This is a genomic window from Gilliamella sp. Gris3-2 (assembly GCF_001690345.1).
Taxonomy (GTDB): domain Bacteria; phylum Pseudomonadota; class Gammaproteobacteria; order Enterobacterales; family Orbaceae; genus Gilliamella; species Gilliamella bombi.
Genome location: NZ_LZHB01000075.1, coordinates 23,186 through 35,866 on the forward strand (window position 1 = coordinate 23,186; position 12,681 = coordinate 35,866).

Consider the following 12,681-nt stretch of genomic DNA (forward strand, 5'->3'; position numbering starts at 1 on the left):
ATCCCTATATTTCTTGAAGTCTTACAAATTTACCTGAATTAAATCCGTATGAATGTTTATCGTGTGCAAAGCCAAATGGCTTGTTATTGACTAAAACTAAATAGCGATACATAACGCCTATCGGACGTACTAAAATATCCATTTTGCTTATTGCATATAGCGTTAATGAATTAAGCTGATCGCTATTTACTAACACGTTCATCGTCATATCTTGCGCATCAATGATGTTTCCGTGCTCGCCGATCATGAATTTAATTGATTTAACAATGTTTGATATTTCACCAGTTTGGTAGTTTTTAGTGATTCTCGCTTTGATAAAAAAACGATAGTCGCTATCATTTAAAACTACAGATGCATGCAGTGCGTCACCATGTCGATAAAATTCGCCAATTCCAAACGATAACGCTGCTTCATCCATTAACCATCCAAAATATTCTTTCGCTATCGCTGTTGGTAAAACCCTTGATACACCAACATGTTTACCGACTAGGTCCAACGCATAGCCAGTCGCATCGTCAATGTTGAGAATATCTGCTACTTGAACGACATTTTTAAACGTGTTATCTGTTTCTGTGTAAATAGCTCTAATCGTACCCAATGCCTTGGGTTTAGTACGATATTGCCAAATAATGAAATTTTCCCTATTCATCTATCAGCACCTCGATATTATTTATCTGTGCATATTCTCGATAACCGATATTAGCTATATTTGAGCCATTAACCGTAAGCTCTTTAATATAAAAGCCATCAACTAAATTAATGCTCGAAATAATGCGTGAGGCGTAAACATTCTCGCCAATTTCAAATTCCAAACTCTTTAAATTAGTTTTGATTTGCTCAGTATTGATATCGTTAAATGATTTATAACGACCAATTGTCATTGAGACGTTAACATCAATTTTTTTTGGTCTGTCAAAGTAAACTCTTCTTGGTATATCATCTAACAGATAAGACGTTTCAATCTGACCAAATAATCCACAGCCACCAATTTTCTTCTTGGTGATCACTTCCGCTATTTTTTCATCAGCACCACCCAAAATAACGGCATTAAATGAGTGAGCAGGCACGCCTTTTTCATCTGTTTTATTCGTGTAATTTTCATATACAACACATTTAGTCACGCCAGTTATATTCATTAGTGCGGACTGTATGCCTCGTCTATCGTCATAGTTATTAATTGAATGAGAAAGCATGAAACGTTTTAATAATTGCGCATCTGTTTCTTCATCAACTCCGCCGTAGCTTTTCGTATTTGCTGTGACTTTATCAACGCCGATGATAATTGTGCTTGGCGTGAACTCATCAAGTGCGTTAACAGTGTAATTACCCAGTTCTAACGACCTGAATTTAACGCGAGCACTACCCAAATCGTTTAATATTATCGATTCTGTCGTTACCCATTTATTTTTGTTCTTGTCTATATAAATAGAATTGTTCGGTATTGTAGTTTTTGGTAAGCCTGTGAAAATCACTTCATCAATATAAGAATAAGATGCTGTAATTCGTGTTATTCCTGCGTACATCGCTCGCTGTTCTAACCAATGCCCAGTTGCTTGGTATGGGTCCAACATCTGAACGATAAACGAAACGGCTTGATGAATGTTTGCAAGCTCTTGCGAGAATAAACCCAATAATTGACCGTCTGGCGTATCACTGTCAAGGTTGACATTCTCACCATAAATTGACTTAAATGCGCTAACTAATCGATTTTGAATAGTGTATAAGTCATCAATTTCGACGCCCTTATCTGTTATCTGTAACATTGAATGATGCCTCGTTAGTTTTGTTAAATTTATCTGTATAACTAATCTGTATTAAAAATTGTCGAGTATCGCTATCTAACAAAATATCGAAACTATCGATGTTGATCACACCATCCACTTTAAAAATTTCCGCTTTTACATCAATTTCTAACTGTTTTGTGTTCGGGTTTTTAGTTAGATAATCAAACCATGCGATACCGTCCTCGCGATTTAAAAACCAATCCCTTTTTAATGCTAATAACTTGGTTTTTACGCATTGCGCTATCGCCTCGGAACTATCTAAATAGTTACCTAAACCATGTCCAAACGTCCAATCGTGATTATCATCAAGCTGTCTTACAATCATGTCGGTGCTCCTGTTTTTTCATTACCACTTTTTACATCTGTGTGCGTGTGCGTATTCAAATCAATACCTTTATTCGTCTTAACATCTTCGGCAGTGATAACTCCTGTGCTTGTTGTATTTCCACTTGTTTGATTGTAGCTACCGATTTGCTCAGTGTTGCCCTCGTGCTCGATATTGCCTTTTATGTAGATTTTTCCGTTTGTTAGCCTAATATGCGTTGAACCGTCATCAGTTTGCATTGATACACCGTCATGATAAAAATCAGGAATCTTATTAGGCACGCTATTGCAACCAACTATAAAAAAGCCATCGCTAAGATCATTAATTCGATTATCCAATGGTTTTGACGCATTACCCGATGCAAACCAACCATCTATACAACGGCTAGAAAAGACTACCAAACCCTCGTCGCCCTCTTTTATCGGCACAGTAATGCAAAATCCGCCAGCGTGAGGAAATTGAGCAGGGACATCCACTAAAGGTGGTATCGTTATTTCTTGCCCGTTTGCTACAACTCGATTAACCATCGCTTGGCAGCTAACAGTATGACCATCAAAGCTAATAACCTTGGCTGGTAGCGCAGTATATATATTCGATTGAGCACGCTTTATTTGATTTTCAACCGCTTCAAATAGTGAATCTGTCATAAATTACCTAATAAAAATTTATTGATTTATGTGTATATGTGTGTATAATAATTTTCAGGTTAGGAGGTAAACATGAAATCAACTGACCTGATAAAGGAACTTACCAACGCTGGGTGTATTCTGAAACGAGTTAGAGGTAGTCATCATATGTTTTACTCACCAATAACTAATAAAACGTTTCCAGTTCCTCACCCAAAATCGGATTTACCGATTGGCACAGTAAGATCAATCAAAAAATCGGCGGGGCTTTTATAGCCCGCCAACTTTTGGAGGTATTATGTTTTTTACTCTTGGCATTGAAACACCGAACGATAGCAATACAGCTTACGGCATTGTCGTGCCTGCATTATGTAATGAAAAATATAGTTGTTATTCTGCCACAGACAGAGAAAGCGATATTCCAGCAATGGCGACAGAAGCTATTTTGTTAACTGTTCAAGATATGATCGAATCGGGCGATTATGATGTTAAAGATATTCACAACGATCATGTTTCGTATAAAAATAACGATGAATATGCTCATTGCGATACGTGGGTCATTATTGATGTTGATTTGTCATCATTCGTTGGTAAACAAAAAAGAATTAATATCACATTACCCGATATTCTTATCGATAGAATAGATAACGCAGTTAAAGCACCGAACTCTTTTTATAAAGATCGGAGTAATTTTTTGGCAGAAGCCGCTATTAATGAATTGGCGGCACAAAATAGAGTGCGTTAATTATTTTTGCTTATTAAGCGCCATACAACTGCTAATAAAAACCCGCCGAAGCGGGTTTTGTCTTCCTGAATAGTGATTTCCACCATGCAGACATCCTCGCCCTCTCGGCATCTAATCATTAGTTAAGTAATTTTCTTTTTTGCTTTTCAAATTCTTCTTGCGATAAAACACCGCTTTCTTTTAGATCATTTAATTTTTTCAATTCATCAGAAACGGATATATTCTGATTCTGAATTGCTTGATGATTATTTGAATTTTGCAAAACCTTCTCAGGTTTAACCAGTCTATCTCCGTGACACAGAGGGCATCTTTTTTTGTAAAAAGGAATAAATAAAACCCAAATAAAACCCGTGAAGATAATACCAATAAGCGTTCCTATTCCAATTTTCCTTTTTGGTATTACATTTCTTTGGCACAAAGTGCAATATTTCATCGTCATCTAAACTTCCCAGCATGCTTAAAAGTCAAGCATTATATCAAACCTTTTCAAATTTGCCACCCACGCAAACCAATTTGCTATACCAGTTAGCACCGTACAAATCGCCATTATGTTCAATCGATTTAACTTTATAATCGCCGTTATACTCCGCAATCTTTGACTCAACACGAACAAGCGAACCTATTCTATAATGCGGATTGCATAGTGTTGTAATTTCTAACCCGTCATTAGTTGTTTTAGGACTTCCAATCATTCCCGTATTTCTAGAAATTACCCAACCCTCGTTATTAGCAAGGGCTTTATTTTTGGGGATAACAACTAGCTGATCATCTTGTATAGACCAGTCCGCATTATTGTTAATAGCGATTTTATGCATGGCTTCGCGTGTATCGCACATGAGCACTTTACCACGTAGCAACGCTCTATCATTTGGCAAATTAATAGCTCCTTTTTGAACACCAAAACTGCTTACCGCTTCGTTTAAAAAGTCGCTGTCTTTTTGCCCTTTTTGCATTGTTTTAATAATAGTTTTTTCGGTATAAGCTCGGTGACCATCACCACAACGCATTGTTGTGATGATATCCTGCCCAATTTGCTTGTTTTCCACGGTCAAAATGTCACCACAAAATATCAACCGCAAAACATCCTCTTTATAGCAGACTGATAGCTCTAAAAAATTATACTGCTTACTAGTAATAAGATTGCGGCTTGAATCATTAAGATTGTAGACTGATATTTCTCCCGCATTGGGCTCAGAAGTTAACGTTTTTTTAATCGAAAAAGCGACACGTAAATTATTGATAACAATGCTTTCTTTACGGTTACCAATTTTAAGTTCTAGAACTCGCCCAAATTGCCTCACGATATTCTTCCTTGGTCATTATTAGTAATTGCATACGATTATTAAGATCGTCTTTAGATATAGCATTAATTCCAAGCCCTGACTTGTCATCTAAAACCAATACAAACGGCAAATTAAACTCAATTAATGACGGACTACCGACAGACAAACCTTTGTTTTTCGTGATATATTCATCTTCATCAATATCAAATAAATCAAATTGATACCCAGTTGATATTGCGTTATATTTTAATGTTAATCGCAAGTTCATATCGTATAATGAAAATGATTGCTCTAACACATCATCGCTTGTTGTTTGTATGATGTACATTTTACCATTCCCCCCCGGTAAGTACTCTTACCCCTGCTTTCGCCATTGACTCTTGATCAACTTTTTGCGGTTGAGTTTTACCAAGATTCCTTGTTTTCGGTTTTTGTACGCTCAGACCGCTAGCGATTTGCGTTTCAACTATGAAAATTTCACGAAATGTTAATACAAACTCTCCGCTAGTGTTTTGTTTTTGAGTAAGACCAACAGACGTAAGTATCATGTTTTTATATTGCCGTGTGTTAGTCTGTAGTGTTACAGGCTCACCGCTTCGCTGTATTGCTAACAGTTTTTCATGAGCATCAGAGATGCGATCGGATGATGAGCTGTTTAAAAACGGAGATTGATAATCAAGTAAAAAATCAGCTACAACTTGATTTGTAACTTTAGTTCCTGTTTTAAAGTGTGATGCAAAACGATTTACCATGTTTTCTGCCTGTGCCGTTATGGTTTTAACCGGCATCGGTAGCGGATAATCTGAAAAATTAAAACCGACCAAGTTATCAAATGAAAATGTATTAGTTTCGTACCCAACAACCAAGCCGTACACTGTCACTTCTTTCGGGTCTAATACCGCATGGTCAGCAATATTAGCCCCATTTTCGATCGGATTTTCCGTTACCCTTAACTTTGACGCGTGTTGCTCAACGGTATTAATATCAAGACTAAATACCGTGTTCTCGGTAATTATCAAACCGCTATCTTTTGATGATTTATTTAATATAGATTGAAACATTAGTTAGACCCCAGGGCTGTTTGTGTATTATCGTTTATACGTCTTGCTGTGTTATCGACAATGTTATAAACATTATCAAAACCCTCTTGAGGTGTTGTAACGTTCATCGTGTTATTGATAGTTACCGCATTGTTATTATTGATGTTTTTGTTTGATGGCATAAGACTTCCTGCTTTAGCTCCGTCAGTACTGAGCTTTGCTTGTATGTTTGTGTTAGTTAATCGCTTAGCTGTGACTTCTATCTCATCATCGTCACCGCCTAGCCCGATCCACGACAACGCCCCCTTAACTTTGCTTTTAACTGAATCAATAAATCCATAAAATTTATCTTTTATCCAATCCATCGCTTTTTTGAATGGCGCAGTAATTGACTCATGCACTTTTAAAAACGTTTCAGCAAATTTCTTGGTTGTATCTCCAACATCTCCGACCCACGCTTTAAATAAGCCTTTTACTAAATTCCAAGCGGCTTCAAACGGGGATATAACAAAATCGAAAATAGCCCAAAGTGTTTCGCCTAGTTTTTCTGTAGTAGTGGTAGTGTCATCTTCCCAGATGTCAAACAAATCATTGATAAATTTCCAAGCAGCTTTAAACGGAGCAACTAATAATTCGATAATCGCTTTAAACGTCTCTCCAATAGCATTAACAGAATCCCCAGCATCAACACCTAACCAGTCCATTATTTGACAAATAGTGTTATATGCTGAACGGAAAGGTAGCGTTAGTACATCGATAATAAAGTTAAAAATCTTACCGACTCTATCGACCGTTTTGCTCGCTTCGCTTTCAGACATACCGAAAAACATTAGTATGCTCTTGAATGCTTTTGACAGTAGAGACTTAATTCCAGATATTATTGATTTAAAACCGCTTACTATCGAATCAAACAAGCTTTTTGATAGCGATTTAACTTTTTGAGTATCACCAGACCACAGCGCTTTAATGAATTCCCAAAATGTTTTTGCAAATTCCCAAGCGGCTTTAGCGCCATCGATAAATGGTTGCCAATACTCACCGAACAGGCTTTTACCGCCGTTCATGTAGACCATGAGATCATCAATCAGCAACATTAAAGCAGTCAGTAGCCCAAGAATTATACCGAGAGGGCTAAATAAAAATGCTCGATTGAGAACTGCCCAAGCAATACCTAGCGCAATTAGTGCGTTTTTCCAGCCGATTGTCCCTGATATGATTTTGTCGATAAACTTAACAAAATTAACAACAACCTGAATTGCCATACCGACCGCTTTAATGACTTTAGTAATGCCGTCAGCAATCAATTCCTTATTAACTGTTAACCAGTTACGAAATCCAGCAATTAAATTAGTCAAAGCAGGTGCAAGATTTAGTGCAATCTTAGTTTTTACGCTATCGAGTGCTAGCCCCGTCTTGCTCATCTCTCGTTTATAAAGCTCAGCTTGCTTAAGCTCTTTTTGTGAGATTTTGAACAGTGCGCTTTTTTTTGCGGCAAGCTCTTTGGCTTTATCGATTGCGTTATTAAAAGCGCCAATCAATTTTTTACCGTACAATACAGCGGTTGCAGCTAACGCAACCAAAATCATCTTCAATGAAAATAATTTCGATTTTGTTTGACTTGCTGCTTTACCTGCTTCTGCTGTTGATTTTTTTGTCTCTCGAATAGCTTTGTTTGCATCTTCTTGTATGCTATTAGCAGTATCTGCAAGCTGATTTGCGCCAGCTTGTAAATTATTAACAACTTTCGTTATTTCACCGGCTTTTGAGGCATCAACACCGATTTTTATCAAAAATTCTTCTAAAAACATTATTGCGCCTCGCTTTGCTGTTGTTGCTTTTCTGCTAATTTAGTTTCAGCTATTACGTTATGCATATCGATAACATCATCAAGAGAATAAACAGTCCGAAGTTCATGGAGCGTTGCATATCTATTTACGATAACGCCCCACACAAACCAATCTACATCGCTTTCTGAGCTATCTCCTCCAAGCTGAGCGTACTTAGATTGGACAATATGCCACTTGGTAAAAAACCCAAAAAATGGAATTTTAAACCCTCAATAATAACTTGATAGTAATGGCTTCGATGCGTGTTAAAAAATTCCCCCGCTTCTTGTGGTTTTTGAAACAGTACTTTTTTACCGTTTTCATCTACCGCAGTGACATAATCAAGTATGAATTTTTCTATTTCAGCAAATTGTTCAGAGCCAATATTTGATGCTAGTTGACCAATGTCAACACCTGATTTGTTTCCATTAAATGAAAAACAGCCCTGAAGTAGAGCTGTTAATTTTTTTAGATATTTATTTGACTTGAAAAAATCTGCTTGCGTGAATGTATAAACTACATCATCAATAGTAAAATCTGTGCTTTGCATTATAAACCGCCCTTAATATCAAATTCTGCTTTAGTTGCTTTAAATGTCCATGTTACGCCGTTGTGTGACGTTCCCCGTGCGTGCGTTGGTGGCGTTGTAAACCAGCAACCCGTGAGTAAAAACTCATCACCATTACGTAAGTCTTTGTATGTGATTAATTTACCCGTCGCTGTTGTTGGGTTATTAATTTGAGCATTACGTAACTGATTTAATTTTTGGTTAGTTTCAGAATGCTGTAACGTTTTAATAGTAACAGTTGCGCCACGATTACATGAGTGAACAAAAACACCCTTGCCGTTAATGCCGTATGTGATATCGCCATCATCGCCGATTGGTGCAATGCTGATAGCGTCTTGCGCATTCTCGTAGCCAGTAATTTCAGTGCCGTCTATTGTTAAAACAGCATCTTCTAAAGAAAATGATTTAGACATATAAACCTCTATCGATTGAATTGAACAATAATATCGACACTATGACCTGCGCCAGCAAGCTTAAGAGCGCAATTGATTGGCATCATCTTACGAGCTTCTCTATCCGCTGTATCTTGCATATCGAACGAATCAGAATAGAAATAATAGCCATTGATTTGGTCGCCGTAAGATAACTCGCCTAGGTCGCCCAGTGTCCATTTGCCTAGCCCTAAGAATCCGTTATTGATAAATTGTTCACCAACCACCTTGATTGAACTGATTAAAATTTGCTGACCTCGATCGGTTTGTGGAATTTTTGTCGGTTGACCTTGTAGAGTATTAAATGCTTGAACCTGCACTGCATTAATGAAAGCATCTAAGCCTGTCGTTTCATCAATAAACGTACCACCAAGCATAACACCTTCTGCTAGCATGTTTACACCTGCATAATCTGTATAAAAATTAATACCCAAACGTCTGCATTTTGTGGCTTCGTTGATTGTGATTTTATCGTCTGAAGTGACACTAACTTCTTGCTTGAATTTTACAGTTTTAGCCGTGTTTACACCTGTCCAAACCGTTGTCAAAGCAATACCGATTAATTCAGCGGCAGCATGTGTATTGCCTTTGTTGTTATACTGAACCATTAAACGACCGCTATTACGTTTTGATAGCGTTTTAAGCACGTTGTTATCAGTATATTCAATGTTAGCAGGTCGGGTTTCTGTGTACGCCATGACTTTAGCATTTTCGACGCCCTGAGCTACCACCCAGTCGTGGGCTTCAACTAATTCAGCATCAGTAATTGTGTTAGCAAAATAAACGCCGTACCAGTTCTGGTATTGGTTTTGTAACTTGCTAAGTGCTTCCGCAGGTGTTTCTTTGTTGTAAGTGATCGCATCTTCACCGTTAATTAGCGTACCTCTGCCGTCGATTAGATTAGTCATATTACCGACATATGTACCATCTAATTGCGCATCAAATACATAACCAAAATTAGCACCTTTACCCTCGGTATTTGCTGATAAGATAAATCGACTGCCGACAGCGTCATAAATGAATTTGACACCAATGTCATTTAGTTTTGCATTAACGACATTTGCCACATCTTGCATGCTTGAAACAGTAGAAAAATCTAGCTCTTTAACATCGATTTTTGCATCACCGAAATAGAATGACAGATAGCCGTCTGTGATATTTTTAAATTGAATATATGAAACCGCTAACGCTGAACCGTTTATTTTTGAACTAATCGCTGATGATGTGAAATTTTCTTTCATATATCTAGCAATTAATGCTGTTTTTGGTTTTGGTCGTGCTGAAAATAATGCGGAAGCCGCACGATACGCATCTGAATTAGTGCCAAATAAAGACGCTACACTGTTAACATCTGAAACAACGACGTAGCGAGTGTCTGGATTTGTAAATTCGTCGCACATTTCATCAGTGAAAATAGCAACTACGCTTAAATCACGCTTTTGTGCGCCACGTGGAGATTGCGGTAGAGTTACATCCACCACTTGACTAATTGGTAAACTCATTATTACCCTCTTTTTATGTTTAATTTAACTGTATCGCCACGCCTCAATTGAGCCTTGACGATCGGATTAATTGAAAATGTAAGATCGACCTGCGCACGCTGTTCTTTACCGCCTGCGATAGTTGTCGGTAGACTTCGAATTTGTGAGCATTTGAGATACCCCATACCTAAACGCCTTAGCCTTTGCCAAACTGTTGTTAATCGCATTGATTCAGTGAGTTTACACAGCATATCGTACGCATTCTTACCGTATGCATTGATTGAGATAGTAACCTCTCTAAGTGTTGACGCTATTTCTTCTTCATCAGTACCGTTAAATTTAATTTCGGTCCCAATGTCTGACTGATACGCATTTAGTACAGTGATAAATTTATCCAGTTTTGAAACGTCCTGCATATTGTTAGCATCAAAAACTAACTCCTCAGGTAACGTCAAAACCTCCGCTATCATGCGCCTGAGAGCCGTCATATCTAGTCGCGAGACAGTCGTAATAGCCATAATCACTCCATATTGCTTCCGAAATAACTTTAAATCTCATACCGTGATGATGAAATAGCACGCCATTCGTTAGCTTTTCACGAGAAAATACTCTAACGGTTGGATTGTATCTGTCTCCCTCGGGCAGTATTTGCAAATCATCATTACTAGCAGGTTGAACAATGCAGGTAATACTACCAAGCGATTCAAAATTAACTTTAGTAGCAAAAAACGGATCGCTTAAAAATTGCGATATTAATTCACGATTCATTTTCTCTTATCTCATAAGTTATCGACGCTCGTAATTGTCCAGTATCGATAAGAGGCTTGCTTGATTTCTTGCGCTTTGCTGTTTCTTCTTTATTTGCCACAAAATCGCCATCAGTTATTTTCTCAACGATTTTACCTTGCAAATAAGCACCAACATCAGCAAAAGCATCATGCGCAGATTTTTGACCTTTCAAAAATTCGGCAATACGAGCATTACCAAGTTGCCCCAAGTTTTCAGCTTCTTCTGACGCTGTGGACCGCATAAAAGAACGTTCTGGAATACCTTTTTCAGGTGCTCCGAATTCATGAATAACACCAAGTTCGGCATTAGTTATGCCAGTCGATTCTTTTCGTGAATTTTCATCGCTCGGAATACCGACAACTAATTGAATACGATTTAGTTGTTCAGCTCGCTTCATTACTTCTTTTAGTCGTTTTACGATTTCTAGTTCACTCATCCAATAACCCCAATCGGAGTTATTAAACGGCGTAAGCGTAGATACTCTTGACCGTAAGAAGTGGAGGTTAAATCGTAGTCACTTGGGTTGCCCGATGATGTGTTTTGTGATGTGTAGCCGATTGATAAACCGCCTGCTGATTTGCTCGATACTGATTTAAAGTTTTCGCCATTGTTAAAAATAACGTTATCGTCTAAATCCCGATTTAAAAAGCCTTTGATAGCTAATCGGTGCGCCGTGTAAGCAAATAAGCCAAGGTTATACAGCTTACCCCATACTTTTTCACTCACAACTAGCGCACTGCTTTCTAAGAAATGCTTGATTGTGCCGTCATCGACTTTTGAAAATTCGGGGTATTCATCACGAAAGTTCATAAATACCCCTTATTTTTAGGCTTTATAATCTACATACTGCGCAGATTTAGGCTCTTTCCACATTACGCCAGTAAATGCTGAGCGATAACCACTTTGATATGAGAGTAAATCTTTTCGCATCACTTCTAAGATTTCTGGCATGTGCACTTTCATTTCAAGATAATCTTCGTCTGGCGTATAGATTACTAAACGTGATTTGTTTTTGTTGATATTTTTGGCGTACCCTGCTGGGATTTTAACAAAATTGACATTAAAGCTGTCATTTTGTGACGCTTTTCGCAATGCTGCCATAACACGATCCATCGCAGCAATTGGTAATAAATCCGTACCGACAATTTGCGGATTTGGGTCGAATTTCTGCATTGCTGTCATGAAATCTTTTGCATCCATTGCGATATTTGCAGGCTGAATAGTATAGTCAGAACGAGACCAAACTTTATCGTATGCACCAAGAATCATTTTAACGAATTCCTCAGATGACATTTCTTCTAACGTCTTACCTGATGTGTCATTGCTTACACTAACTTGTGAGCCAGTCAATAAACCCTCTTGACCAGTTTTTTGTTCGTGCCCAACATAGCCAGCATATTGAATAGTTGCTACAGCGTTCGCGTATAAATCATTTTGTTTCTTAGCTGGTAAATTGATACCCAATTTTTGTGCTTTCTCAATTTCTTGTTGAGTGTATACAAGACCTTTAGCCCATTGAACTACTGGCGATTTTTTCGCTTCAATGGTGCTGTCAATTGTTTCAAGTGATGTGGTTTTAATACCAATTACACCATTTTTAACAGACCCGCGAACTTCTGTTACACCGTACTCCCATTCTTCGGTTGCAAAGTCTAACCCCTCTGTCACCGGCACAGCTTGACCGATGTTAATTTCTGGTAGTTCTTTTTCTTGTAACTGTTTATCACGCTCTAACAGTTGTTCTGTGATAACGTCACTATAATCTACATTTTCATATGCCATT

At 37.8% G+C, this 12,681-nt stretch carries 20 protein-coding genes; 2 read left to right on the forward strand and 18 right to left on the reverse strand.

The window, feature by feature from the left end:
* Nucleotides 1–4: 4 nt before the first annotated feature.
* From A9G32_RS11260 to A9G32_RS11275, 4 genes are read right to left on the reverse strand one after another with little or no spacing between them, the layout of a single operon-like run.
* Complete coding sequence (locus A9G32_RS11260; RefSeq protein ID WP_065590529.1) at nucleotides 5–649, reverse strand: DUF2612 domain-containing protein; 645 nt, start codon at nucleotides 647–649, stop codon at nucleotides 5–7.
* Nucleotides 642–1,763, reverse strand: coding sequence for a baseplate J/gp47 family protein (locus A9G32_RS11265; protein ID WP_065590530.1), 1,122 nt, complete (start codon nucleotides 1,761–1,763; stop codon nucleotides 642–644). The genes A9G32_RS11260 and A9G32_RS11265 overlap by 8 nt, the downstream gene beginning before the upstream one ends.
* Entirely contained in the window at nucleotides 1,744–2,109 is a 366-nt protein-coding gene (locus tag A9G32_RS11270; RefSeq protein WP_065590531.1) for a hypothetical protein, read from the reverse strand. The genes A9G32_RS11265 and A9G32_RS11270 overlap by 20 nt, the downstream gene beginning before the upstream one ends.
* A complete protein-coding gene (locus tag A9G32_RS11275) occupies nucleotides 2,106–2,756 on the reverse strand; it encodes a Gp138 family membrane-puncturing spike protein (RefSeq protein WP_065590532.1) in 651 nt (216 codons plus the stop codon). Before A9G32_RS11275 ends, A9G32_RS11270 begins: the two co-directional genes overlap by 4 nt.
* 72 nt (nucleotides 2,757–2,828) lie before the next feature.
* Between A9G32_RS11275 and A9G32_RS11280 the strand changes: the two genes are divergently transcribed.
* A complete protein-coding gene (locus A9G32_RS11280; protein ID WP_065560046.1) occupies nucleotides 2,829–3,011 on the forward strand; it encodes a type II toxin-antitoxin system HicA family toxin in 183 nt (60 codons plus the stop codon).
* A 22-nt stretch (nucleotides 3,012–3,033) separates the two neighbouring features.
* Nucleotides 3,034–3,480, forward strand: coding sequence for a type II toxin-antitoxin system HicB family antitoxin (locus A9G32_RS11285; RefSeq protein WP_065590533.1), 447 nt, complete (start codon nucleotides 3,034–3,036; stop codon nucleotides 3,478–3,480).
* Nucleotides 3,481–3,598: 118 nt separating this feature from the next.
* On the opposite strand, the gene A9G32_RS11290 is transcribed toward A9G32_RS11285, so the two are convergent.
* From A9G32_RS11290 to A9G32_RS11350, 14 genes are read right to left on the reverse strand one after another with little or no spacing between them, the layout of a single operon-like run.
* Nucleotides 3,599–3,919: an SHOCT domain-containing protein gene (locus tag A9G32_RS11290; RefSeq protein WP_065590534.1), complete on the reverse strand. Its 321-nt coding sequence runs from the start codon at nucleotides 3,917–3,919 to the stop codon at nucleotides 3,599–3,601.
* 37 nt (nucleotides 3,920–3,956) lie between these two features.
* The gene (locus A9G32_RS11295) at nucleotides 3,957–4,781 is read right to left on the reverse strand and encodes a phage protein (RefSeq protein WP_065590535.1); all 825 of its coding nucleotides are present in this window, start codon (nucleotides 4,779–4,781) and stop codon (nucleotides 3,957–3,959) included.
* Nucleotides 4,750–5,091, reverse strand: coding sequence for a phage baseplate plug family protein (locus tag A9G32_RS11300; RefSeq protein ID WP_065590536.1), 342 nt, complete (start codon nucleotides 5,089–5,091; stop codon nucleotides 4,750–4,752). Before A9G32_RS11300 ends, A9G32_RS11295 begins: the two co-directional genes overlap by 32 nt.
* Nucleotide 5,092: 1 nt before the next feature.
* Nucleotides 5,093–5,824, reverse strand: coding sequence for a phage baseplate protein (locus A9G32_RS11305; RefSeq protein ID WP_065590537.1), 732 nt, complete (start codon nucleotides 5,822–5,824; stop codon nucleotides 5,093–5,095).
* Entirely contained in the window at nucleotides 5,824–7,611 is a 1,788-nt protein-coding gene (locus tag A9G32_RS11310) for a hypothetical protein (RefSeq protein ID WP_065639604.1), read from the reverse strand. The genes A9G32_RS11305 and A9G32_RS11310 overlap by 1 nt, the downstream gene beginning before the upstream one ends.
* Complete coding sequence (locus tag A9G32_RS13105; protein WP_176701346.1) at nucleotides 7,611–7,754, reverse strand: hypothetical protein; 144 nt, start codon at nucleotides 7,752–7,754, stop codon at nucleotides 7,611–7,613. The genes A9G32_RS11310 and A9G32_RS13105 overlap by 1 nt, the downstream gene beginning before the upstream one ends.
* Before the next feature lie 8 nt (nucleotides 7,755–7,762).
* Nucleotides 7,763–8,179: a phage tail assembly chaperone gene (locus A9G32_RS11315; RefSeq protein ID WP_065590539.1), complete on the reverse strand. Its 417-nt coding sequence runs from the start codon at nucleotides 8,177–8,179 to the stop codon at nucleotides 7,763–7,765.
* On the reverse strand, nucleotides 8,179–8,610 hold the full coding sequence (locus A9G32_RS11320; RefSeq protein ID WP_065590540.1) for a phage protein: 432 nt from the start codon (nucleotides 8,608–8,610) through the stop codon (nucleotides 8,179–8,181). Before A9G32_RS11320 ends, A9G32_RS11315 begins: the two co-directional genes overlap by 1 nt.
* 8 nt (nucleotides 8,611–8,618) lie before the next feature.
* On the reverse strand, nucleotides 8,619–10,130 hold the full coding sequence (locus A9G32_RS11325) for a DUF3383 domain-containing protein (protein WP_065590541.1): 1,512 nt from the start codon (nucleotides 10,128–10,130) through the stop codon (nucleotides 8,619–8,621).
* A gap of 2 nt (nucleotides 10,131–10,132) precedes the next feature.
* On the reverse strand, nucleotides 10,133–10,579 hold the full coding sequence (locus tag A9G32_RS11330; protein ID WP_176701347.1) for a phage neck terminator protein: 447 nt from the start codon (nucleotides 10,577–10,579) through the stop codon (nucleotides 10,133–10,135).
* Complete coding sequence (locus A9G32_RS11335) at nucleotides 10,551–10,877, reverse strand: hypothetical protein (protein WP_065590543.1); 327 nt, start codon at nucleotides 10,875–10,877, stop codon at nucleotides 10,551–10,553. The genes A9G32_RS11330 and A9G32_RS11335 overlap by 29 nt, the downstream gene beginning before the upstream one ends.
* A complete protein-coding gene (locus A9G32_RS11340; RefSeq protein WP_065590544.1) occupies nucleotides 10,867–11,334 on the reverse strand; it encodes a hypothetical protein in 468 nt (155 codons plus the stop codon). The genes A9G32_RS11335 and A9G32_RS11340 overlap by 11 nt, the downstream gene beginning before the upstream one ends.
* Nucleotides 11,331–11,708 carry a DUF4054 domain-containing protein gene (locus tag A9G32_RS11345; protein WP_065590545.1) on the reverse strand — a complete coding sequence of 126 codons (378 nt, stop codon included), beginning with the start codon at nucleotides 11,706–11,708 and terminating at the stop codon, nucleotides 11,331–11,333. The genes A9G32_RS11340 and A9G32_RS11345 overlap by 4 nt, the downstream gene beginning before the upstream one ends.
* A 15-nt stretch (nucleotides 11,709–11,723) precedes the next feature.
* Complete coding sequence (locus A9G32_RS11350) at nucleotides 11,724–12,680, reverse strand: major capsid family protein (protein ID WP_065590546.1); 957 nt, start codon at nucleotides 12,678–12,680, stop codon at nucleotides 11,724–11,726.
* Nucleotide 12,681 lies beyond the last annotated feature (1 nt).